This window comes from Pseudoalteromonas sp. S554 (assembly GCF_005930865.1).
GTDB lineage: Bacteria > Pseudomonadota > Gammaproteobacteria > Enterobacterales > Alteromonadaceae > Pseudoalteromonas > Pseudoalteromonas marina.
In genome coordinates, this window is sequence record NZ_PNDV01000039.1 from 1 (window position 1) to 23,348 (window position 23,348).

Sequence of the window (23,348 nt, forward strand, 5' to 3'; positions counted from 1 at the left end):
TTAAGGCTCATATGTGTTAGTTTTACTTAAACTGCATAGCCATTTCTTGTGCTTGTTCATAACTATTACAGTTAAACTCTGCAATTTTAGTAAAAACAACCCAAGTAGTTTTTTGTTCAAAATCATGGTGTGGAAACCGCTCCATGTAACTACTACCTAAGGCTTTTTTAGTGTTAGGGATTTCAAGAATTTCAGAATCCCCGATTATTTCAGAATGTAGAGCTACTTTTTTTTGATAGTTATAGATATCTAACTCGTTTAATTCTTCCTGTGCCCAAACCTCTGATATTAAGCCCAAATTTCCATTTAAGAGTTCTTTCAACTCATTTTTCATTAACTCTGAAGTTTTTTGAATAGCTTGAGTAGAGTCTTTAGGAAGTTCAGGCTTACTTTCAAGTTTATTGAGCAACTCAATAAGAGAGACAGGCTTTTTAGGGTAATCAGTATCAGGCTTTCCAATCACGCACCAATAATCATCGTTATAACTACTGTGACAAAACACAATCATAAGAATTGAAGATGAATAACAAATCGATGTTTCATCTCTAAAGGTTTTAGATGGTTTACTCTCAAAACCAAACTGCTTTAAGAATTTAAAGCTCCTCTGAATATTGTCTATAAATCTTCGGCTAGATTGAAACACCATACTTCCTTGTAAAACTAACAACTTTGTATCCGACATGTGTCGCTTTATAAACCGACATATGTCCAAATATTACAATCAATCCAATGTAGCCAGCTAATAAGCACATGTAAACAAATAGTTATATAGCATTCAAAATATTCTAAATGTAGAAATACTCCAAAATGGTAGAGATCAGTAATATTAGACAGAAAAGTAATGTGCTAATAAACAGTGAGGAAATAAACAGTCACCTTCCTTTGTAACTATTCACCTTTAATTCAGTCGCGTTCACATACTCTGGGACTATATTAACGCATTAAGCAGTAGGATTTGCCGTGACCCCATCACTTGAACGAGAAGAGCTCGACTTTATTTTTAGTTTATATAAATCAGACAAAAGCGCTGAGCCAGAGGCAAACAAATCACAGCATACGCAAATAAACGACCTTCAAAAAGTACCGTGCCTTGATGAACAAGGCGTATCTCAATACTTGACTTAATTTACACTAGTTAGCTTGTTGTACTTGGCTCATCACTTAAAAACGCTTTGATACAGTTTATTTCTGCCAGCTTTACTGCCTCGCCTATTTCGGGGCCTTTTTTGCCACTTTTAAGCGCCTCTTGCACTATGTGCTTTTTATCCATTTGCTGTAATTTACTATGAATGGCGCGCAACTTAATTGCCTGCGGGTAAGGCTTATTAACCAGTGTTTCTCCGCGGCCTTGCGCGTCACATTGGCAGGCTTGAGTAAATGCTAAAAAGCGCTCAGGGTGCACCAAACCATTTAAATTAGTGACAATTAATTTATGAATAGTTTGCGGCCTAAGCTGATCAATCGTATGGCATAAAGTGTGATTATCGCTGGTCAATACGCCAATATCACGAAAACGATTAGGTACTTTTAAACGATTACAAAATGACTCTACCACCGCTACCCCTTCGCGTTCGTGACCGCGTAAATTGCCGCGTATTTTATAGCTAAGGGCTTTACCAAAATCGTGGGTAAGCGCAGCAAAGCGGGTTTCTAAGTTAAAATTTAAGTCGGCTGCACGCCTGAGCACCAACATTGTATGCACAAATACATCGCCTTCAGGGTGATGATTGGCAGGTTGTGGTACGTTTTTCATTTGTTCTATTTCAGGAAAAATACCCAGTCCATCTAATGCTTGAAAATAAAGCTCAGGGTGTTTTTCGCCAAGCGCTTTTTCGGTTTCTAACCATACCCGTTCAGGCACTAAGTGGTTAAGCTCGCCTTTATTTTTAAGCTCTCGCATTAACGCATAAGTGCTGGGATGGATTTGCCAATCGCTGCCGTAACGCGCTAAAAACCGTGCAATACGCAGCACTCGCACAGGGTCTTCTACAAAGGCGTGTGTAGTGTGGCGCAGTATTTTGTTTTGTAAATCGTGTTGACCATTAAAAGGGTCAATAATTTTACCGTTTTCGTCAAGTGCCATAGAGTTTATGGTTAAGTCGCGCCTAGCGAGGTCTTCTTCAAGTGTTACGCTAGGGCTGGCGTCAACCACAAAGCCTGTATAACCTTTGCCGCTTTTTCGTTCGGTACGCCCTAGTGCGTATTCTTCTTTTGTTTTTGGGTGCAAATAAACAGGAAAGTCGCTACCTATTGGTAAAAAGCCAAGCGACTCCATGGTGCTGGGCGTTTCGCCAATAACCACATAATCGTTATCTTTTGATGCAATGTTTAGCAGTTTATCGCGTACTGCTCCACCGACTAGGTAAACGTTTTTTAAGCTACTTTCCACGTTGTTTCCACACTAATTTACAAACTTCATTTATAGCTATCATATCATTAAAAGCGTTGTGGTTTGCCAAGCATATGCAAGCTCATTACAATAGCGCATCATTTTTTGTTTAAGCTGTTATTCAATGAAAAATCATTCATCAAAAAAAGAGCTCATGCTGCTGCCAATTTTACTCGTCGTTATTGTTATGTGTGTGGCGGGGCACTTTTTATTGCAAGCTAACTTTCAAGACAGCAACATGGTTGAGTATATGTTAGCAGCCTTGCCGTTTGCTATGTTTGGCTTAGTTATTGTAGCTTTTAAGCTGGCATCAAACAGTGAAAAAAATGAGCAAAAAGAGCAAGAAAAATAGCGGCTTAAGATAGCTTTATTATTCAGTGCTCAGATTACTTAACTTATAAAACATGGTAACCAAACCAATCCGGTTTTATAGGTTGTGAAAGCCCACTTGGGCTAAGTTTTATTGTTAATTGGCTGTCGAGTAAATCAATTGCAAAGCAGTCGTCTACGTCGTGTAAGTCGTCTTTATGAATATGGCTCAGGCCTGCTAATAAATCATGTTTAGCACGCTGCTTTGCCTCTTCACTACTGCTTGCTACATATAATGCAAAGTCGTGTTGCTCAGCCATTGAGTCGCTTCTGTAAGCGCCTAAGTTTACAAAATAAAGCTGTTTATTTTGTTCAACATAACCCTCTACCACTTCTACTTTGTAGCCATCAATATTGTTAACAGCCATAAAACTATCCATGTGTACGCTGTTTTTGTCGCCAACCCATTGGCTTTTTAATTTGGTGTAGGTTTGCTCTATGTTTTGCCCAACTACAAAGCGAATGTCGTGCATTTCTATGTGGCAGCCTTGAATTCGCCCGCCTAAATACACCATAAATAACTGCATGAGGATTCCTTTAATTTTTTACGCCAAACTATCAACATCAATATTGTGTTTTTTAATGAGTTTATAAAAGTCTGAACGATTACGCTTAGCAAGCTTGGCGCCTTCTGCTACGTTGCCGCCTGCCATTTTTAGCGTATTAATAACGTAATCACGTTCAAACTCTTTTTTAGCGTCGTTTAATGAGAGTGGCTCTACACTTTTTTCGTTGCTATCGAGTGCTGCTAAGACTAAATGCGCTGAAATAACCTCACCGGGTGTTAAGGCTACCACTTGTTCAACAACATTTTGTAACTGACGAATATTTCCCGGCCAATCATAACGTACCAATGCGTGCATAGCATCATTGGCAAAATGTTTTTCATTTTGGTTCATTCGTTTAGCGATACTTGCGCTAAAGTATTGGGCTAGTAGGCTTATGTCTTCACGGCGTTCACACAGTGGTGGTAATTTTAAATTAACTACATTTAGGCGGTAGTACAAATCTTCTCTAAACTGCTGGTTTTTAATGGCTTCAGGTAAGTTTTTGTGAGTTGCCGATACAATACGCACATCAATTGAGATCTCCTCTTGAAAACCCACTGGGCGGATGGTTTTTTCTTGCAGTACACGCAGCAACTTTACTTGAAGGTTAAGTGGCATATCGCCAATTTCATCTAAAAATAATGTACCGCCCTGCGCTTGCTGAAATAAACCTTGGTGATCTTTTACAGCACCAGTAAACGCGCCTTTTTTATGGCCAAATAATTCCGACTCTAAAAGCTCCCCTGGTACAGCACCACAATTTATAGCCACAAAAGGCCCGTTACTTACTTGGCTATGCTGATGAATAGCCTGCGCTAATAACTCCTTACCCGTTCCACTGGCCCCCGAAATAAGCACATTAACGTGAGTAGGCCCAAGTAACTTAACTTGTTCAAGCAAGTGCAGCATGGCACCACTGCGCGTTACTATATTACTTTTTGATGGGGCTTCATCGGTATTTACACCGTGAATGTCTATCGCATTTGCAAGGCTATCAAATAGCTCGTCTTTATCGACCGGTTTAGTAATGAAGGCAAAAATGCCTTGTTTAGTGGCTTCAACCGCATCGGGAATAGAGCCATGCGCTGTCATCATAATTACTGGTAATGCAGGGTATCGGCTTTGCAGTTGACGATGCAGCGCCATGCCGTCCATTTCATCCATTCGTAAGTCGGTAATTACGGCATCAAACACGTGACTTTTTAAAATTTGTAGCGCTGCTAAGCCACTTTCACAAGTTGTTACTTGATAGCCTTTTGATTCAATACGAATAGCAAGTAACTTTAATAAACTTGCATCGTCATCAACTAATAACACTTTTGCTTTGTGCGGACTATTTGTGGCCATGGTTACTGCTCCTTAATGTCTTCGCGAAGTAACAACTGCTGCTCTATATCTGCCAGCGACGACAGGGTTTTCTGCATTTGGTTATTAAGTGCTTGTTGCTCTTTTTGAGCATTTATTTGTAAGGTAATCTGCTGTTTTTGAAGCCATAAATACTGCTTTATATCGTCAGGCCAAAAATAGGCTAGGTCGAGTTTAAGTAACTTGGTCATTACTGTATTTGGGTCGGTACTTACTTTTAAGCACATAAATTTAAAAAATGCTTTTAGCTCATTTTCACCTTTAAATGACCGCTTTGTTGGTGGCAATGTAAACCCACCACATTGATTTGCATGAAGCGCTATAACCCGCTCAGCAGAGGGATAAATGGGGGCTAATTTAGGCATTGCCTTGGGACTAGGAGATACGTTTTTAGTATTTGATGTTTTATTACCGCCCAGCGCTTGCGTGCCATTATTAAGCTCACACCCCGATACAATTAAGCTACCTGCAAGCACACATAAAATAGTGAGTATGCGCATTGTTAATTAACTCCTAAATTTTTACTGATTGGTATTTTTATTAAAAAACGGCAACCGTGTGGTTTATTTTTCTCAACACTTAATGTGCCTTGTAGCTGCTCAACCGTTTCTTTTACAATTGTTAGGCCCAAACCACTGCCTTGTAAGGTAATGCTTTGGTCATGTTTACCTTGATAAAACGCACTAAAAATATGGTTTATTTCGTGCTCTTTAATGCCACAGCCATTATCGGCCACAACCAAACACAGCTGATGTTGCTCGCATTTTAAATTTACAGTCACACCTTGGTTATCATCAGAAAATTTTAAGCTATTTGAAATTAACTGAATTAGCATCATTTCTATTAGCTCATTAGGAAGAGCAAGGACAGTGCTTGAAACAGTGTTTTGCCACTGAATACGTTGCTTTCGAGCCGTTAGACGATGCTCAAAATGGCCATTAATTTTTTTAATTAAATGATCAATATTAACCTCGCTTGAGTTGTTTATCGTTGCTCTAATAGCGTTATAACTTAGTAGGCTGTCTATCATCATGCGAAGGCGCACCATAGATTGAGTTATAAGGGAAAGCACTGCTTTTTGTTCGTCATTAATGGGGCCAACAATTTCATCTGTTAGTAAATCGGTTCCTTCAACCATAGAAGCAAGCGGTGTTTTAAGCTCGTGTGTTACGTGGCGTAAAAACGTATCTTTTTGTTGCTCAAGCATATGCAGCTGAGTTTGTACCCACTGTAGTTTTTCTCCAAGTTCCACTAACTCTGACGAGCCTTTTACCGCTATTTTTTGCTGCCAATCCCCTTGTCCTAGCTTATCAATAACCCTAGTTAATCCCTTTAAGCGCCCACTTATACGCCATAAAAATCCACCACCAACAAATAAAGTAAGTGGAATAAGTGCCACCAGCCAATTTATAAACGACGTTTGTAGGCTAGCTAGCTCGTTTTGGTTAAGGGTTATTTGCGCTTCGTTTTTATTTTTAAGCCACACTGTTAGCGCTGTAATTAACTCGCTTACAGGTACAAATAGCGCTGCATCTTGCTTTTTTTGATCAACAAGCTGCTGGTGTGCTGTTTGTAAAACATTTAATAGCTGTGCCCATTGGCGTGTGTAATCTGGGTTTGTATTAATGTGTTTCAGATCGTTTATGCTTTGTACTGAAGATTGCCATTTATCAACTATGAGGGTGTCGAGCGAATCACTTTTTAATACCCAGTTTTGTCTTGTTGCGCGCTCAAGACTGTTAAGGTCTTGCTTTAAGCTAGCGAACGATTTTGTAAGCTGATAATTATTACTTACAATTTGTTGAGTGGTTGCTAGCTGCTTGTTCAACGCATTTAAAAACACAATGACCACAATAGACAGTGGCAATAACGACAGCAGCATACTTAACGCAAACTGCCCTATTAAATTAGGGCGCCAATTAAGCATTGCATTGTAATGTTTAGTAAACGTTGCAGCCATTGCAGAAAACTCTATCAGTAAATAACTCGCCTATTATTATCAATACCGCCTATACACATGCTGAACCATATTAATATTCACTCGCTATAGTGTTGCTAAATAGCAACACTGCAACCTATTGATTTAGTTAACATCATACAAAATACCTCACACTCTGTTGCTGTACTCACACAAAATTACACACATAAAGTGTAATTTTTACCTCCCTTTTTAAGCAACAAAACGTAAATCATTGAAAATAAACAAAAACAAAATATGGCACCCTTTTTGTTAGTAGGTATGACAAATGAATTTAATAAGGAAATACTCATGAGAACAAAAGCTTTGGTTTTTTCAACATTACTTGCATTAGGTTTAGTTAATACAGACGCACATGCTATGGACGTTGAGGCTACGTTTGATGCGCTAGATAAGGATAATAACGGCTTGTTAAGCGAAGCCGAGGCCCAAATGGATGCTGTGCTTAAGGAAAACTTTGCACAAATAGACACAGACCAAAGTGGCCAACTGTCGCTAAATGAATTTAGTAAATTTATTCAATAATTCAACTTCAAAAGGAATGAAATTATGAAACAACTTATTGCCGCGTTTTTATTATTATTTTTAGCTATTAGTGCAACAGTGTTGGCATCTCCTTCGGCTGTGCGATTTGCACACTTAGATACAAACATGGACGGAAGTATCTCGTTTGTTGAAGCTAAGCAGGATAAAGAGCTACTTAGACAGTTTACCGATTTAGACGAAGACAACGATGAGATGATCTCTAAAGCAGAGTTTGAAAACTTTAAGCCGTAACAGATTAAGTTTTGCTTAAGTTTTTAGCATGTAAAGTGTACTAAAGCATTTGCCATAATCCCTGAGGGAGTGTGTAAAAGGATTTAATGTTGGGAGTTAAATTATGGCAAGTGCTTTATCTTATCAAGCTTTATACCTCGTTATTAAATACAACTTAATTACCCTTTTGGAAGGACTACCATGAAGATACGTTGCTTTGTAACTACCACGGCATTGCTGTTAAGTTTTAATGCCTTTGCACTTGATGTAAAACAACGCTTTGATCACCTTGATACAGATAAAAGCGGTTACCTTACCCATAACGAATTAGAGCGCCAGCCACAGTTACTTAGCACGTTTATAATGTGGGATAAAAATCAAGATAAACAAATTTCATTAATTGAATTTAAAAACTATCTTACTAACAATCTTTACTGAGTATTTTAATGAACCCCATACGCTTATTTATTTTATGCACTCTAACCGTATTTAGTGCATCAAGCTTTGCCGCAAGTGACACTATTAACAACCAGTTTAAAAAAATAGACCGAAACAAAGACGGATTTTTAACGCGTTCTGAAGCCTCAATAGACCCCGCCTTGTGGTCTAAGTTTATTCGTTACGACCAAGATAAAGACGGCCGGCTAACACTAAGCGAATACCATTTATATGCCAGTAAGTAGCCCTAACTTAAGTAACCTTTCTAACTTTATTAGGTTTTAGGCAATTAATTTAACAGCTAAGCAACCAGCTTAGCTTTAACTGTTTATTTTACGAGGTTATCGCATCCTGTTGGTATTCTAAAAAAGGGTTTGCTAGTGTTATTGCACTAAAAATAACAAAACAGTGTCCTATGTTACTCAAAAAATTACTTAAACCACTTGTGCTTGCCAGCCTTTGTACGGGCTCTAGCTTTGCCATTGCACAAACCAAAGTCATTTATAATGCTAATGGCTACACCCCGCTTTATAAAGGCAAAATGCAAAAAGGTGAACTTCAGCAATTTAGCACTTTAGTTATAAAAGATGGCAAAGTTGTAAAAGTAGGCGGCGACACACTAAAAGAAAGCTTCCCAGATGCCAAATTAATAAATGCAGAAGGCAACACATTACTGCCCGGCTTAATAGATGCTCACGGCCACGTTATTGGGTTAGGAGATAACTTATCGCAACTTGATGTACGCGGCGCTAAGTCGGTTGATGATGTTACAAATAAACTAAAGCAATTTGCGCAAGGCAAACAAGGTTGGATCATTGGCCGAGGATGGAACCAAGAGTTATGGCCAGATACGCGCTTTCCTACCGCTAAAGATTTAGACAAAGTAGTAAGCGATCGTCCGGTTGTTTTATCTCGTGTTGATAGCCATGCAATTTGGGTTAACTCAAAAGCGCTTGAGCTTGCGGGCATTAACGCCGATACAAAATCGCCAAAAGGCGGTGAAGTAATAAAAGATGAATTTGGTCACCCTACCGGTATTTTTGTTGATAAAGCTGAGTCGTTAATTGTTCAGCACATGCCAGCCCCTTCAAAACAAGATATTAGCAACTCGCTAGATGCCGCAGGAAAGCACTTATTAAGCTTAGGTATTACTTCTACTCACGACGCTGGCATAGATAAAGCCACATGGGAAGTGTACAAAGAACGCGGCGATCAAGGTAATTTACCTCTGCGTATTGTGGCAATGCTAAGTGGTGCTAGCCCAGATTTACCAGCGATGTTAAAAGCGGGGCCATATCACGATAACTACGATTTTATGGAAATTCGCAGTGTTAAAGTTTATGCCGATGGTGCATTAGGTTCGCGTGGCGCAGCGCTTATTGAAGATTATGCCGACCGTGCTGGACATCATGGTTTGATGCTTGAAACCCAAGAAAAACTCGAAGCTTTATTTACGCAAAGCTTTAAAAACGGTTTTACCGCCAACACCCATGCCATTGGTGACAAGGCCAATCGTGTGGTTTTAGACGCCTACGAAAATGTATTTAAAAAAACAGGCGGTATTTTACTGCGCAACCGTATAGAGCACGCGCAAATAGTAACGCCAGACGATATTCCTCGATTTAAAGCACTAAAAATTATTCCATCAATGCAACCTGTTCATGCTACGTCTGACATGCATATGGCAGAGCAACGCCTAACTGAGAAGCAACTTAGCTTTGCATACGCATGGCAAACATTTTTACAACAAGGTTCAGTGGTTGCTGCGGGTTCTGACTACCCTGTAGAGCTTGCAAACCCGTTTGATGGTTTATATTCAGCAATAACGCGAATGGATCATAACAAACTGCCTGAAAACGGCTGGCGTCCAAGCGAAGTACTAAGCCGCGAAGATGCACTACGTGCATTTACACTGGGCGGTGCTTATGCTGCGCATCAAGAGTTTAAAATAGGGAGCTTAGAGCAAGGTAAATGGGCCGACTTTATTTTAGTGGATAAAGATTACTTTAAAGTACCCGTTGAAGATATATACAAAACCCAGGTGCTACAAACATGGATTGCCGGTATGAAGCGATTCGATAAAAAAGAGAGTGATACTAAATAAACAAAAAAAGGTTAACGCAAGTTAACCCTTTTTTTATACAAACCATATCATTTAGCTTTTTGGCTGCTGTGCCTCTGGCTGAACAGCTTTTGGCTGACGGTATAATTTTATAATGTGATACAAGTTAACCAATGCCAGTAACGCGTTGGTAAAAACAACGGGAACAGCACCAATGGCTACACCGTAAGCCGTAAACACAATACACCCTAACATGTTGTACCAACGAAGCTTTACTACATCGGTCATAGTGAGTGATGCAACCAATAAAGCTGACGCAATATAGCCTAAATATTCCCAACTCAATTGTTCTCTCCTAACCTTTGGGTTAGCATTACACTAATGCTAACTTATTACAGTTGTAAGTATTGCAAAGTAATAGCACTTTGCTTAATTATGAGCGTTATTTAGATTTTGAAAAATAATTGGCTAGTAAGAGAGTAGCTCTCTTATATTAATAATTAAGCGAAGTGACATACGTAAATAAAAAGCTAACTTGCTTAAAAACCTGAAAAAGTTTGCCGGCAAAAAAACCAACAAATTCTTAAATCATTACACGGGAAATGAAGGTAAAATAATACCCATAGCAAAGCTAAAAGTATTAGTAGCAAGTTAGCGTAAATTCTTAATGTGTTAATGCTACCGTCATTAAAACATAATAAATAGGACAAATGTCCGAAGAGCATATTGATGTTTCAATACCATTTTTCTAGTTATCTTGTTGAACAGCTATTAACCTTTGCAGGTAGTAGTTATCAACAATCAAAAAAAGAAGTGCTGATCCATCAAGATCAGCCTTTAAGCAAGCTTGTGCTTGTGCGCAGCGGCACTGTGTCATTTAGTTATGACGTAGGAAACGGACGACGCCTGCTGCTAGGACAACTGGATTGTAATAATACCCTGATAGGTGAAATAGAAGCACTTAACAACAATCCGTGTATTTATACGGTAACGTGTTTTAGTGATGTGACTTACAACCTGATTGAATTAAGGCATTGGCGTGCATTATTGCTCGAAAAACCAGAGCTAAGTTTATACACAGCACAAACTATTGCTGCTAAGTTTCAAGAAAATCAAAAAATCAACTTAGATAAGTTATTACTACCACTTAGCTACAATATAGCTAAAGATTGCCTGCTGAGAGCCGAGAATAACAACCCTACACTACTTAGAGCCTACCCAACGGTAAATGCAGAGGCAGAACGTTTTGCAACCACTGAGCGAGCTTACAGGCGTGTTGTAACAGAGTTAGTAGAAAAAGGCCTAGTGCAAAGAAGCACTACTGGTTTACAAGCGGTCGATATTCCAATGCTTAGTGAATATGTAGACAGCTTTGCACAACTTTAAGCTCACAAAAAAAGGCCAATTAAGGCCTTTTTTATTGCCCTAAAAACAAATAACACGTTCTTAAGGCTAAATATGCATTTGATGCACTCGTTGTATTAGTCTTCTAACAAAATATCGTGAATTTTCACTAAGTCAGATTTACCTTCAATAATTTCATCTGGTGTTAAACCCGACAATTCATGCGGGAATACTAACCATTCTTCCGACTCATGAATGTAGTAATCAGGCACGGTATCTACTTTTGAATTTTTTGGTTTGTAGTATGGGCAAGCAATTCGAATATCGCGCGGTAAATTTAAGCGCATTAGTTCTGAAAGCTTTTCTTTCAGTGCAACAATACTGCGCCCTGAGTCAAATACATCATCAACAATAAGCAGAGAATCACCCGCATTAGCGTTTTCTACAATGTAATGTAAACCATGTACTTTAATTTCTTTTGATTGCTGGCCAATACCGTAATAAGACGATGTACGCACTGCAATGTGGTCAGTTTCAATACCTTTGTAATCGTAATATTCTTGCACAGCAATACCAATTGGTGCACCACCTCGCCAAATACCTATAATAAAATCAGGACGAAAGCCGTCTTTGTATACTTGTGCCGCTACGCGGAATGAATCTTCAAGTAACTGTTGAGCTGTGATATAGCACTTATCTGACATAGTTAGAAACCCCAGTGGTGGATATTATATTTGAGCGTAGTTTAGAGTAAAACCAACTTAGCCACTCAAACAGGTATTGGCGATGGATTTTACCGTAAATTAAATAAAATTGCTTGCTTGTAGATCAAAAAAGGCACCAAACGGTGCCTAATTTTAATATAAAAAGCCTAACTTAGTTAATATTATGCTTTTTCTAGCAACGTACGAGCAACCGTGCGCATACCTTGTGTTGTTGCGCCTGCAGCCCATTGGCTCGTGCTACCCATGTTAAAAGCAGCAGCTAAATCAATGTGTACCCAACCTTGGCCATCGTTTGGCACAAAGCGTGATAAAAAGCCTGCAGCATTTGACGCACCACCATAGCCGCCCCCTTTTTGCGCTCGGCTGTTAGCCGTATCAGCATAAGGTGATGGGCAGTTTTGTTGGTGCCACTTTTCAAGTGGTAATGGCCAAGCTGCTTCCATTTCTTGAGATGCAAAACCTTCAACCTCACGCGCTAGCTCTTTATCTAGTGCAAACAACGCATTGTATTCTTGACCAACAGCAACCAACGCCGCCCCCGTTAATGTTGCAGCATCAATAATTAAAGGTGCGCCTGTTTCACCCGCAGCCATTAAGCCATCGGCAAGCACTAAACGCCCTTCTGCATCAGTATTTACAATTTCAACGGTTGTGCCATTTTTGTAAGTAAGAATATCGCCTAATTTGTAAGCGTGGCCAGAAATTAAGTTCTCAGCACAACATAAGAATAATTTAATGCGCTTTTCAATGCCACGATTAATAGCAAGTGCTAAACCAGCCGTTACTGTTGCAGCACCGCCCATATCGCACTTCATCCCTAGCATGCCTTCGCTCGATTTAATTGAATAACCGCCCGAATCAAACGTAATGCCTTTACCCACAAGGGCTGCACTAACGGGTGCGTTATCATCGCCTGTTGGGTTGTAATCAAGCTCTAACAATACCGGAGGACGAACACTTCCGCGACCAACAGCATGAATACCAATCCATTGCTGCTCTAATAACGCATCGCCTTTAATTATTTGATAGCTTACGTGCTCTGGCGCAAGCGATTGAATAAACTCAGCTGCTTTTTCAGCAAGGCTTTCAGGATATATATCATCTGCGGTGCCATTAACCATTTCACGCGCCCATGTTGCTGAGCCTTTTAAATGCGCAAGTTCTTTAAGATCTGACTGTGCGTTATCAACAAATTCAACACCATTTAACAATTTTGGTGTTACAAAGCCTTGGTAAAAAGCCCATTGGCTTTCTGTGCACCACGTGTCGCCCGCAAGCTCAACATGCTTAACACCTTGATTAGCAATTGTACGCGCTGCTTTTTGAACATTTTTTAATGTTTCTTGCTCAGATAAATGAACGGTTGCGCCACGCTCGTTAAAAGACAACGTTGCGCTTTCGCCCCAATGACTCGGTGCTGCGTGTTCGCTTAGTTGAACAACAAATTTTTCACTCATGTTAGAATATCCTTGCACTTAAATGTGCTGTTGAGTTTACTATAGTGCGCCTAAGTTCCCAACAGCTTGAGATAAATAACCCCTATCACACTATTTAACCGCATTGGACACAACCATGAAGTACACACCTGCACTGCAATCAGCCACACTATTAAAACGCTACAAGCGCTTTTTAGCTGATTTAAAACTTAACAATGGCGCTGAGTTTACCGCCCATTGTGCCAACACCGGAAAAATGACCGGCTGCGCCGAACCAGGTTTTACTGCTTTTTATTCAACCAGCGATAACGCAAAACGAAAATATCCACATTCATTAGAGCTGACCAAAAACAATTTAGGGCAATTAATATGTGTTAATACAGCGGTAGCCAATAAAGTAGTAGAAGAAGCGATAAATCATAAAGTGATTGATGAACTAACAGGCTATGAGCAACTTCAAAGTGAAGTTAAATACGGCAGTGAAAATAGCCGAATCGACTTTTTACTCACAACCCCAAACAAACCAAGCTGCTACGTTGAAGTTAAATCGGTCACTTTAATAAGCCAAGATGATCCACACAGCGGCCAAGGTTATTTTCCGGATGCACAAACACTGCGTGGACAAAAGCACCTTCGCGAACTTATTGAAGTGGTCGAATTAGGCCATCGCGCCGTACTACTGTTCGCTGTTTTGCATGAGGGGATTAATATTGTCAGCGCGGCGGCGCATATTGATGAAAAATACGCAGCGCTTTTACAACAAGCCATCGATGGCGGTGTTGAAGTTATCGCTTATAAAGCACTTATTTGCGCAAACGAAGTCGTTCTTCATAAAAAAATAGCATTTGTAGCTTAATGTATAACCCAATCATTAAGCTCAGTAATTGTAATTAGAACAAACAACGCGATGAAAAGATTGAAGCAATAAAAATCAATTCCAGAGTTAAACTTGTTTTTTAAAGTTTTGCCCCCATATAAAGGCAAGTTTTACAAACCAGTAAGTTAGTTAAATAAGCACCCTCATTTAACGCACTTTTTACTCGCAAAGCATGGTTGAAGCTAATTCGAATAATTAAAAATAAATTTGCCTAGGGTATAAGTTTCTGTTATTTATACCGCCGGCTAATGCTGAGGCATTAAATTAAGGATTTAGGAGAGAGTTATGCCAGACCAAAAGAAACATGGTTTATTGGCTCAAGCCGGTTTAGAACCATACCAAGAAAAACCAGGCGAAGAGTATATGAATGAAGCACAACGTGCTCATTTCAAAACGATTTTAGAAACTTGGCGTAACGATTTACGTAACGAAGTTGATCGTACAAAATCGCATATGCAAGACGAAGCTGCTAACTTTCCTGACCCAGTTGACCGCGCTGCACAAGAAGAAGAGTTTTCTTTAGAACTTCGAACTCGTGACCGCGAACGTAAATTAATTAAAAAAATTGAAAAAACAATTATTTTAATTAAAGAAGATGATTTTGGCTTTTGTGAGTCTTGTGGCATCGAAATTGGCATTCGCCGCCTAGAAGCGCGACCAACTGCTGATTTATGCGTAGACTGTAAAACACTTGCAGAAATTAAAGAAAAACAAGCTGGACGCGGCTAATTAACCCTATTAATTAGCATGCCACCTGCAGCCGTTACTGCGCCTATGCGCAACTATCGCGGTCGTTTTGCACCGTCTCCTTCTGGGCCACTTCATTTTGGCTCACTTGTTGCGGCTGTGGGCAGTTACCTTGATGCAAAAGCAAATAAAGGGTCTTGGCTCGTCCGTATCGAGGATATAGACACCACTCGAGTGGTGAAAAATGCCGACACCGATATTCTAAATACCTTACAAGCCTATTGCCTCCACTGGGATGAATCAGTTGTTTATCAAACTAAGCGGCTCGATTTATACCAAGACGTAGTCAGCTCCCTTGAAAATCAACAATGTGTTTATGCTTGCCACTGTAGCCGAAAACAAATAAAAGCATTGGGTGGAATTTACCAAGGCCAGTGTAAAAACCTTGGACACCCAACCGATACAGGCGCACTACGATTAACACAATGCCATGCAACCACACACTTTAACGATCTGATTCAAGGTGATATTTGTGTTAGTAGCGAGCTGGCACACGAAGATTATATAATAAAGCGCAGTGATGGCTTATTCGCCTACCAATTAGTGGTTGTTGTGGACGATATTGATCAAGGCATAAATAGGATTGTTAGAGGCGCCGATTTAATTGAGCCAACAGCACGGCAAATCAGTTTATTTAAACAACTTAATCACCCTATTCCTGAGTTTGCTCACTTACCTTTAGCCGTTGCCAAGCCCGGTTTTAAGCTATCTAAACAAAACTACGCTCCTGCAATTAGTAAAGCCGAGCCAAAACCCGCATTGATAAGTGCCTTTGAATTTTTAGGCTTGCCAACTCATGCCAATTTAATGGATTTAACTACTGAGCAACTCATTGAATGGGGCGTAAATACCTTTGAGTTAAAGCAAGTGCCGCAAGTCGCTGAAATACAAATTTCTCAGTAGCAAACAAGTTAAGCCAAGCAATTTACTAAACTGTGTAAATAAAATCGTTAAAAACAGCTTAATTTCAACACATCAACTTAATTTTTAAACCCTGCTGGTATATGATAGCCGCCTAAATATGTGCTATTTGAGTAAGACGGTGAGTATTGGGGTTTAACACCACTATTTGCGGTTATTTTTGATTGCGATGAAAGGCCAATCAACACCTTCTAGGAGACGGATTATTATTTCCAAGCTTTTTCAATTTTGCCGACAGATAATCGGCCCAAATACGAGTGCTGAAAATGCCTCTGTAAGCAGCGAACCATTAGTAATCACGCGCGGTGAGCATGGTATTTCTCGTAAACAATTTAGCCCAAATGCAATCAAAGTTTTATACCGATTAAAAGACGGTGGCTTTGATGCCTACCTCGTTGGTGGTTGTATTCGCGATATATTGTTAGGTCAACAACCTAAAGACTTTGATGTAGTCACTAACGCAACGCCCGACCAAGTTAAAAAGCTTTTTAGAAACTGTAGATTAATTGGTCGCCGTTTTCGTTTAGCGCACATTGTATTTGGCCGTGAAATTATTGAAGTGGCAACCATGCGCGGTCATCACGAAGCGCCTGAGTCTAAAAACCAAATAAGCCAATCAAGTACTGAAGGGCAATTATTACGCGACAACGTATTTGGTAGCATTGAAGAAGATGCTGAGCGCCGTGATTTTTCAATTAACGCGCTGTATTACTCAATTAACGATTTTAGCATTCATGATTACGCCAATGGTTTAGCCGCTATTAAAGCAAAACAAATAGAGCTTATTGGCGATCCTGAAACACGCTACCGTGAAGATCCAGTGCGTATGTTACGCGCAGTACGATTTGCAACAAAGCTTGATATGAGCATTGCGCCAAATAGCGAAAAGCCGATCAGCGAGCTTGCCAGCTTACTTGATAACATTCCACCGGCGCGTTTGTTTGAAGAAGTACTTAAACTGTTTTTAAACGGTAAAGCTGAAGCTAACTTTTTAATGCTTCGCCAGTACGGGCTTTTCCGTGCATTATTTCCTGCGCTAGATAAAATTTTAGAAGCCAACCCAAATGGTTTAGAACAAGCCTTTGTTCAGCAAATGTTTCAAAATACCGATAAACGCATAAATGCAGATAAAAAAGTAACGCCTGCATTTATTTTTGCCGCGCTATTATGGTTCCCACTTTTAGCAATAACCAAAAAGCTTCAAGCCGAAGAACAACTTAGTGAGTACGATGCCTTTGCACAAGCAATGAATAAAGTACTTAGCGAAAGCGCACAACATATTGCAGTTCCAAAACGCTTTACGTTGGGTGCGCGCGATATTTGGCATATCCAGCACCGTTTAGATAAACGTGCAGGCCAACGTGCGTACAGGTTAACACAACAACCGCGCTTTAAAGCCGCTTACGACTTTTTATTATTGCGCGTTGATGCGGGTGAAACTGAGCATAAAGAACTTGCACAGTGGTGGACTCAATACCTTAGCCAAGATATTAACGGTCAAAAAGACATGGTTAAAAACTTAGGTCATCAAGGTGGTCCAAAGCCGCGTAAACGCTCTCGCCGCCGCGCACCAAGAAAGCCAGCTGAGTAATAACATGAACTGTGTTTATTTAGGGTTAGGTGCTAACTTAAGTTCGCCTAAACAACAGCTTGATAACGCGATTGCGGCACTTAAAAAACTGCCGCATAGCGAGTTTGTAAGCGTGTCTCACTATTACGCAAGTAAACCCATGGGACCGCAAGACCAACCCGACTACATTAACGCAGTTGCATGTATTAATACCCATCTTGAACCAGAACAGCTACTTGATTTAACACAAAAAATTGAACTAGAGCACGGCCGTGTTAGAAAAGCCGAACGTTGGGGTCCTCGAACGCTAGACATAGATACCCTTTTATTTGGTAATAAAATTATTAATACTGCACGCTTAACTGTGCCCCATTATGGCTTGAACGAACGCGAGTTTGTGGTGTATCCACTGCTTGAACTTGCGCCAGAACTTATTTTACCCAGCGGCATTGCACTAAAAACCATTGCAACTAATTTACCGCTAAACGACTTACAACAATTACCTCTGTAATTAACCAAGGCTTGTGCCTGCGAGGAATATTATGTCTAAAATAACCGTTTCTACTTTAAATAAAATGAAAGCAGAAAATAACAAAATCACAGCATTAACTGCTTACGATGCAAGCTTTGCAAAGTTATTTCATGATAATGGCGTTAACGTTATTTTAGTCGGTGATTCATTAGGTATGGTGCTGCAAGGCGGTGATGATACGCTTGGCGTAACCAACCAAGATATTGCTTACCATACGCGCTGTGTGCGTGCAGGAAGCCGTGAATTATTTGTTATTGCTGACATGCCATTTATGACATATTCAAGCGTTAACGACACGTGTAAAAATGCCGCAGAACTTATGCGCGCTGGTGCAAACATGGTTAAACTTGAAGGTGGCGAATGGCTTTACGACAGTATTAAAGCGCTTACTCAACAAGGTATTCCTGTGTGTGGGCACTTAGGCCTTACCCCTCAATCTGTGCACGTATTTGGCGGCTTTAAAATCCAAGGCCGCGAAGAAGACAAAGCACAAAAAATGATTGATGATGCAAAAGCACTGGAAGCCGCTGGCGCACAATTATTAGTACTTGAGTGTATCCCGAGTGCATTGGCAAAACGTATTACTGATGCGCTTAGTATTCCAACCATTGGCATTGGTGCTGGTAATGTGACCGACGGTCAAATATTAGTAATGCACGACCTAGTGGGTATTTCGGCAGGTTATATTCCAAAATTTTCAAAAAACTTTTTATTAGAAACTGGCAACATGCCAGCGGCCGTTCAAAAATATTGTACCGATGTAAAAAGTGGCGCTTTTCCAAGTGCTGAACATGAGTTTAAATAATGCAGTCAATTACTGAAATTAAATCTTTACGTAGTCAAATTAAAGCATGGCGACAAGCGGGCTTGAGTGTTGCGTTTGTACCAACAATGGGCAATTTACACCGAGGACACTTTTCACTCGTTGAAAAAGCAAAAACTTTAGCTGATAAAGTGGTTGTTAGTATTTTTGTAAACCCAATGCAATTTGGCGCTAACGAAGATTTAGATAACTACCCACGTACATTATCAGAGGACAAACAAGGCCTAGCAGAGTTAGGCACTGATATTGTATTTACACCAAGTGTAAGCACAATTTATCCAAATGGGCTTGGTGAGCAAAGCTTTGTTGACGTACCTGGCGTGTCGCTTGGTTACTGTGGTGGTTCGCGCCCAGGGCACTTTAAAGGCGTTGCAACTGTTGTGACTAAGCTATTTAACCTAGTGCAACCTGACTACGCTTGCTTTGGTGAAAAAGACTTTCAGCAACTGCAAGTGATTAAAACGATGGCTCGCGACCTATCTATGCCTGTTGAAATTATTGGTGTACCCACCATGCGAGAAGTATCAGGGCTTGCTATGAGTTCACGAAATGGCTACTTATCAGCAGAGCAAAAAACAACAGCAACCGCTTTATTTAAAGCGCTAGGCCAGTGTGCAGAGCAGCTTAAGCTAGGTAATAAAGATTTCACTTCGCTTAAAACACATGCTAAGCAAAGCCTAGAGCAAGCAGGCTTAAAGCCAGACTATTTTGAGATAGCTCAACGAGATACCTTAAAAACTGCTACACTCGATGATAACCATTTTGTTATTTTAGCCGCCGCCTTTTTAGGCTCTGTGAGATTAATTGACAACATGCAGGTCGATATTTAATTTATTGAGCTTACTTTAAGGATTAAAAATGCATATATTAATAAAAACAAGCGTGGTTGCGCTCACTTTAGCTGTTTTAGCCGGTTGTCAAAACCATGTTGAAAATGCCGAGATGAACCAATGTGCTCAACAAAACTTTCGCTGCGAAAGCACCTGCGAGCAACAAACAACAGCTGAAGGGCTTAAGCAACAAATATGTTCTGCTAAATGTGTAGAAACATACAACCAATGTAAAGCACGTGCTGAAAAGTTAGGTGGTATTTAATTCCCTAAAATGTTTAATTTTAAGCAAAAAAAAACCGCTCAATGAGCGGTTTTTTTATTGCTTAGGTTTATTATTTTAAACCTAGCTTTTTAAGCTCTACTTCAACTAGCTTTGCAGAAAGAGGAACATAACCATCTTTTTCTACAATTTGTTGACCGTCTTTTGAAAGAATCATTTTTAAGAATTCAGCTTCCATCGGAGACAAGGCTTTATTTGGGTGCTTGTTAACGTACACGTATAAAAAGCGAGAAAGTGGGTATTTACCTTGCGCAACGTTATCAAGTGTTGCATCTACAAAGTTAGTGCCTTTTTTAGATAATGGAACAGTACGTACACCTGACGTTTTGTAACCAATACCTGAGTAGCCAATTGCGTTCAGTGAAGACGAAATTGATTGTACTACAGATGCAGAACCCGGCTGTTCATTTACGTTATTACGGAAGTCACCTTTACACAGTGCTTTTTTCTTAAAGTAACCGTAAGTACCTGATACAGAGTTACGTCCGTATAATTGAATGTCGCGTGCTGCCCAGCTACCTTCAAGGCCTACATCGCTCCAACGGTTAACTTGCTCTGACGCACCACACTTGCGAGTTGATGAGAAAATAGCGTCAACTTGGTCAATACGAAGACCTTCAATTGGGTTATCTTTGTGTACATAAACAGCAAGTGCATCAATAGCTACGCGAACTGCTGTTGGCTTGTAACCGTAACGTTTTTCAAACGCTTCGATTTCTTTTGATTTCATTGCGCGGCTCATTGGACCTAGGTTAGCAGTACCTTCGGTTAATGCTGGAGGCGCTGTAGAAGAACCTGCCGCTTGAATTTGAATGTTTACATTTGGGTAAATACGTTTGTACTCTTCAGCCCAAAACGTCATCATGTTAGCTAAAGTGTCAGAACCTACTGATGAAAAGTTGCCTGATACGCCGCTGATTTTTTGATACTCAGGAATGTCTTGATCTAAAGCCACTGCTTGAGCAGATACGAAAGTTGTAACAGCCACACCCATTGCGGCAACTAAATTTTTAAATTTCATGTGGGTTCTCCGATTTGTTCGTCCCATTTTCTAACTGCTGCCCACTCTAAAGTGAGTACATGACAATGATATGACTCTTAAATGACACTTTTATGACTTTGCCAAAACTTGTTGTTTATTTTGGGGTTCAACGACCTTATCTATTGAAAAACAAAAAGAAAAACAAGAACCCTTTCCAACTTCACTGGTGATATTTAATTTACTATCGTGGCGTGTTAACACATGTTTTGTAATTGCCAAGCCTAAACCAGACCCACCTGTGGTTCTGCTTCGTGCTTTATCCACACGATAAAACCGCTCAGTCAGTCGATTAATATGTTCTGCAGCAATGCCATCACCGTTATCAACAACAGTAAAACAAGCGGTATTATTTTTACGAAGCCAGCTAACCTGTATTTTTCCGCCGGGTTTAGTGTAATGAATAGCGTTAAAAACTAAATTAGAAAACGCACTACGCAGCTCATCTTCAGAGCCTTTTATGTCGAGTGTATTATCTATATCAAATAGTAATTCGTGGCCTTTGTCTTGATTAATAGACTGGGCTTCTGTTTGAATATAACCAAGTAACTGAGGTACATTAATTGCTTTATCGTTATCTTGTCGGCGCGAACCTTCTATTCGGGAAAGTGATAATAACTGGCTGACCAAACTGTCCATACGTTTACACTGCTCAAGCATGGTAGATTGTGCTTTATTCCACATTGCAGGAGGCGGTAAGTTGTCGCTGTCCATCATTTCAAGGTAACCTGTAACCACCGTAAGCGGCGTTCGCAGCTCATGCGATACATTGGCAACAAAGTCTTTGCGCATTTGTTCAAGCTGCTTTAAACGGGTTACGTCGCGCACCACAACCATTAACTGCGTCGTTGCATAGGGCATTACCCTAAACTCAAGCACTTGTTCAATAGCATGGCCATTATCAAGTTCTAGTGCTTCGTCAAAATCACCTTTGTGCATATATTTGGCAAATTTAGGTTCGCGTATCAAGTTATCTAAGCGCTGCCCATGATCGGTAGGCCACTGCAGCCCTAATACCTTAAGCGCCAGCTGATTACACCACACAATGCTTAAATCGGTTTGAAGCACAATAACAGCATCGGGTACTGCTTCGGCCCCATCACGAAAACGCCTAATTAAATCGGCCAATTCATTTCGTTTTTTACGGTTACGGTGTTGCAGGTGGTAAATGCCTTCAAACACTTGCTCCCATGCACCTTCGCCTTCAGGGGGGTTAAAACTGCGCTGATTTAAAAGCCAATCGCTTAAACGGTATAATTGATGATAATGCCAAACAAGAAGTGAAAAAGAGCCTAAAAATAAAAGCAAAAAAGGTGCGCCAACTAGCACACCAATTAATAGTAAGGGTAAAAAATAGATAAACAGACGTTTTATTAACGCCTGCTTATTAACAACTCGATACATACACTCACTTTACCTTAGAGTAGTTATACACGTATAAAACTAAGCTGGTGTTTAAGTAGGTTATAGTTTACTTGAAAAACGGTACCCTGCACCACGCACGGTCTGAACCAAACGATCGTGTCCTAACGGGCCAATTGCTTTGCGTAAACGGCGAATATGAACATCAACAGTACGGTCTTCCACATACACATTGGTTCCCCACACATGATCTAACAATTGTTCACGGCTGTAAACCCGTTCAGGGTGAGTCATGAAAAAGTGAAGGAGCCTAAACTCTGTAGGGCCCATATCAAGCTCATTTCCTTCAGAAGTAACACGATGAGAAATAGGATCTAAGCGTAAGCCATGCACTTCAATTGCTTCTTCTAAAGAGGTTGGCGACACACGACGAATAACCGCTTTAATACGCGCCATTAATTCTTTTGGCGAAAACGGTTTAGTTACGTAGTCGTCAGCGCCTACTTCTAAGCCGCGTACTTTGTCTTCTTCTTCACCGCGAGCTGTAAGCATAATAATAGGTATTTGGCGCGTGTGTTCGTTTTGCTTAAACTTTTTAGCAATTTGAATACCGCTTCCGCCAGGCAACATCCAATCAAGCAATACCATATCAGGGTAAGGCTCAACCATTGCAGCAATAGCAGAATCATAATCTTCAGCTTCAATTGCCTGAAATCCATTTTGCTCTAATACAAAAACAAGCATCTCTCTGATAGGCGCTTCGTCGTCTACGACTAGTACTTTACGTGACATTCCAATTTATCTCTTAAGCTATCGAATAAGTTTTCATTATTATGACTAAGTATTACATTTTTATGAAAGTGTAACGTGTAAATTAAAATCGGGGTAAAAAAAAGCCAAATTAATAATAAAAATCTCACTCCTGTCACAAATTTATATATTTTAAAAATTGAA

28 protein-coding genes are annotated in these 23,348 nt (G+C 40.0%); 16 read left to right on the plus strand and 12 right to left on the minus strand.

Annotated elements, in window-relative coordinates:
* Nucleotides 1-22: 22 nt before the first annotated feature.
* Nucleotides 23-682 carry a hypothetical protein gene (locus CWB65_RS10125; RefSeq protein ID WP_138740511.1) on the minus strand — a complete coding sequence of 220 codons (660 nt, stop codon included), beginning with the start codon at nt 680-682 and terminating at the stop codon, nt 23-25.
* 278 nt (nt 683-960) lie between these two features.
* Here CWB65_RS10125 and CWB65_RS19875 point away from each other — a divergent pair, with 278 nt between their 5' ends.
* Nucleotides 961-1,125: a hypothetical protein gene (locus CWB65_RS19875; RefSeq protein ID WP_008130982.1), complete on the plus strand. Its 165-nt coding sequence runs from the start codon at nt 961-963 to the stop codon at nt 1,123-1,125.
* Between the two features lie 10 nt (nt 1,126-1,135).
* On the opposite strand, the gene CWB65_RS10130 is transcribed toward CWB65_RS19875, so the two are convergent.
* A complete protein-coding gene (locus CWB65_RS10130) occupies nt 1,136-2,389 on the minus strand; it encodes a multifunctional CCA addition/repair protein (RefSeq protein WP_008130981.1) in 1,254 nt (417 codons plus the stop codon).
* A 124-nt stretch (nt 2,390-2,513) separates the two neighbouring features.
* On the opposite strand from CWB65_RS10130, the gene CWB65_RS10135 reads away from it, so the two are divergent.
* Complete coding sequence (locus CWB65_RS10135; RefSeq protein ID WP_008130980.1) at nt 2,514-2,741, plus strand: hypothetical protein; 228 nt, start codon at nt 2,514-2,516, stop codon at nt 2,739-2,741.
* A gap of 43 nt (nt 2,742-2,784) precedes the next feature.
* Here the strand turns inward: CWB65_RS10135 and CWB65_RS10140 are convergent, their stop codons facing one another.
* Genes CWB65_RS10140 through CWB65_RS10155 form a run of 4 tightly spaced genes read right to left on the minus strand, consistent with a single transcriptional unit; the run spans nt 2,785 to nt 6,631 of the window.
* Entirely contained in the window at nt 2,785-3,285 is a 501-nt protein-coding gene (locus CWB65_RS10140) for a DUF1543 domain-containing protein (RefSeq protein ID WP_006791892.1), read from the minus strand.
* Between the two features lie 18 nt (nt 3,286-3,303).
* Complete coding sequence (locus CWB65_RS10145; RefSeq protein ID WP_008130979.1) at nt 3,304-4,653, minus strand: sigma 54-interacting transcriptional regulator; 1,350 nt, start codon at nt 4,651-4,653, stop codon at nt 3,304-3,306.
* A 2-nt stretch (nt 4,654-4,655) separates the two neighbouring features.
* Nucleotides 4,656-5,171 carry a hypothetical protein gene (locus CWB65_RS10150; protein ID WP_008130978.1) on the minus strand — a complete coding sequence of 172 codons (516 nt, stop codon included), beginning with the start codon at nt 5,169-5,171 and terminating at the stop codon, nt 4,656-4,658.
* Between the two features lie 2 nt (nt 5,172-5,173).
* Complete coding sequence (locus CWB65_RS10155) at nt 5,174-6,631, minus strand: HAMP domain-containing sensor histidine kinase (protein WP_008130976.1); 1,458 nt, start codon at nt 6,629-6,631, stop codon at nt 5,174-5,176.
* Nucleotides 6,632-6,940: 309 nt separating this feature from the next.
* On the opposite strand from CWB65_RS10155, the gene CWB65_RS10160 reads away from it, so the two are divergent.
* From CWB65_RS10160 to CWB65_RS10180, 5 genes are all read left to right on the plus strand, one after another.
* Entirely contained in the window at nt 6,941-7,174 is a 234-nt protein-coding gene (locus tag CWB65_RS10160) for an EF-hand domain-containing protein (RefSeq protein WP_008130974.1), read from the plus strand.
* A gap of 24 nt (nt 7,175-7,198) precedes the next feature.
* Nucleotides 7,199-7,426, plus strand: coding sequence for an EF-hand domain-containing protein (locus tag CWB65_RS10165; RefSeq protein ID WP_008130972.1), 228 nt, complete (start codon nt 7,199-7,201; stop codon nt 7,424-7,426).
* Between the two features lie 180 nt (nt 7,427-7,606).
* Nucleotides 7,607-7,843, plus strand: coding sequence for an EF-hand domain-containing protein (locus CWB65_RS10170; protein WP_006791886.1), 237 nt, complete (start codon nt 7,607-7,609; stop codon nt 7,841-7,843).
* Nucleotides 7,844-7,851: 8 nt separating this feature from the next.
* Nucleotides 7,852-8,088, plus strand: coding sequence for a calcium-binding protein (locus CWB65_RS10175; protein WP_008130970.1), 237 nt, complete (start codon nt 7,852-7,854; stop codon nt 8,086-8,088).
* 170 nt (nt 8,089-8,258) lie between these two features.
* Nucleotides 8,259-9,947 carry an amidohydrolase gene (locus CWB65_RS10180; protein ID WP_008130968.1) on the plus strand — a complete coding sequence of 563 codons (1,689 nt, stop codon included), beginning with the start codon at nt 8,259-8,261 and terminating at the stop codon, nt 9,945-9,947.
* Nucleotides 9,948-9,998: 51 nt separating this feature from the next.
* Here the strand turns inward: CWB65_RS10180 and CWB65_RS10185 are convergent, their stop codons facing one another.
* Nucleotides 9,999-10,250, minus strand: a complete 252-nt coding sequence (locus tag CWB65_RS10185) for a YgjV family protein (RefSeq protein ID WP_008130966.1) — start codon at nt 10,248-10,250, stop codon at nt 9,999-10,001.
* Nucleotides 10,251-10,634: 384 nt separating this feature from the next.
* On the opposite strand from CWB65_RS10185, the gene CWB65_RS10190 reads away from it, so the two are divergent.
* Complete coding sequence (locus tag CWB65_RS10190; protein ID WP_008130963.1) at nt 10,635-11,291, plus strand: Crp/Fnr family transcriptional regulator; 657 nt, start codon at nt 10,635-10,637, stop codon at nt 11,289-11,291.
* Between the two features lie 95 nt (nt 11,292-11,386).
* On the opposite strand, the gene CWB65_RS10195 is transcribed toward CWB65_RS10190, so the two are convergent.
* Both CWB65_RS10195 and pepB read right to left on the minus strand, forming a co-directional pair.
* Nucleotides 11,387-11,953 carry a phosphoribosyltransferase gene (locus tag CWB65_RS10195; protein WP_006791881.1) on the minus strand — a complete coding sequence of 189 codons (567 nt, stop codon included), beginning with the start codon at nt 11,951-11,953 and terminating at the stop codon, nt 11,387-11,389.
* A 182-nt stretch (nt 11,954-12,135) separates the two neighbouring features.
* The gene (pepB, locus tag CWB65_RS10200) at nt 12,136-13,431 is read right to left on the minus strand and encodes an aminopeptidase PepB (RefSeq protein ID WP_008130960.1); all 1,296 of its coding nucleotides are present in this window, start codon (nt 13,429-13,431) and stop codon (nt 12,136-12,138) included.
* A 115-nt stretch (nt 13,432-13,546) separates the two neighbouring features.
* On the opposite strand from pepB, the gene sfsA reads away from it, so the two are divergent.
* The 8 genes from sfsA (at nt 13,547) to CWB65_RS10240 (ending at nt 19,975) form a co-directional block, all read left to right on the plus strand.
* The gene (gene sfsA, locus CWB65_RS10205; RefSeq protein ID WP_138740512.1) at nt 13,547-14,266 is read left to right on the plus strand and encodes a DNA/RNA nuclease SfsA; all 720 of its coding nucleotides are present in this window, start codon (nt 13,547-13,549) and stop codon (nt 14,264-14,266) included.
* A gap of 306 nt (nt 14,267-14,572) precedes the next feature.
* Entirely contained in the window at nt 14,573-15,016 is a 444-nt protein-coding gene (gene dksA / locus CWB65_RS10210) for an RNA polymerase-binding protein DksA (RefSeq protein WP_006791878.1), read from the plus strand.
* An 18-nt stretch (nt 15,017-15,034) separates the two neighbouring features.
* On the plus strand, nt 15,035-15,937 hold the full coding sequence (gluQRS, locus tag CWB65_RS10215; RefSeq protein ID WP_008130954.1) for a tRNA glutamyl-Q(34) synthetase GluQRS: 903 nt from the start codon (nt 15,035-15,037) through the stop codon (nt 15,935-15,937).
* A 187-nt stretch (nt 15,938-16,124) separates the two neighbouring features.
* On the plus strand, nt 16,125-17,546 hold the full coding sequence (pcnB, locus tag CWB65_RS10220; protein WP_008130950.1) for a polynucleotide adenylyltransferase PcnB: 1,422 nt from the start codon (nt 16,125-16,127) through the stop codon (nt 17,544-17,546).
* A gap of 4 nt (nt 17,547-17,550) precedes the next feature.
* On the plus strand, nt 17,551-18,036 hold the full coding sequence (folK, locus tag CWB65_RS10225; RefSeq protein ID WP_008130948.1) for a 2-amino-4-hydroxy-6-hydroxymethyldihydropteridine diphosphokinase: 486 nt from the start codon (nt 17,551-17,553) through the stop codon (nt 18,034-18,036).
* Nucleotides 18,037-18,067: 31 nt separating this feature from the next.
* Nucleotides 18,068-18,862 (plus strand): 3-methyl-2-oxobutanoate hydroxymethyltransferase, encoded by a 795-nt coding sequence (gene panB / locus CWB65_RS10230; RefSeq protein ID WP_006791874.1) that lies wholly within the window; start codon nt 18,068-18,070, stop codon nt 18,860-18,862.
* Entirely contained in the window at nt 18,862-19,710 is an 849-nt protein-coding gene (gene panC / locus CWB65_RS10235; RefSeq protein ID WP_008130945.1) for a pantoate--beta-alanine ligase, read from the plus strand. Before panB ends, panC begins: the two co-directional genes overlap by 1 nt.
* 28 nt (nt 19,711-19,738) lie before the next feature.
* Nucleotides 19,739-19,975 (plus strand): hypothetical protein, encoded by a 237-nt coding sequence (locus CWB65_RS10240; RefSeq protein WP_008130942.1) that lies wholly within the window; start codon nt 19,739-19,741, stop codon nt 19,973-19,975.
* Between the two features lie 70 nt (nt 19,976-20,045).
* Here the strand turns inward: CWB65_RS10240 and CWB65_RS10245 are convergent, their stop codons facing one another.
* The 3 genes from CWB65_RS10245 to phoB form a co-directional block, all read right to left on the minus strand.
* On the minus strand, nt 20,046-21,014 hold the full coding sequence (locus CWB65_RS10245; RefSeq protein WP_006791871.1) for a PstS family phosphate ABC transporter substrate-binding protein: 969 nt from the start codon (nt 21,012-21,014) through the stop codon (nt 20,046-20,048).
* 90 nt (nt 21,015-21,104) lie between these two features.
* Complete coding sequence (gene phoR, locus CWB65_RS10250) at nt 21,105-22,436, minus strand: phosphate regulon sensor histidine kinase PhoR (protein WP_138740513.1); 1,332 nt, start codon at nt 22,434-22,436, stop codon at nt 21,105-21,107.
* Nucleotides 22,437-22,496: 60 nt separating this feature from the next.
* Complete coding sequence (gene phoB, locus CWB65_RS10255; protein WP_006791869.1) at nt 22,497-23,186, minus strand: phosphate regulon transcriptional regulator PhoB; 690 nt, start codon at nt 23,184-23,186, stop codon at nt 22,497-22,499.
* Nucleotides 23,187-23,348 lie beyond the last annotated feature (162 nt).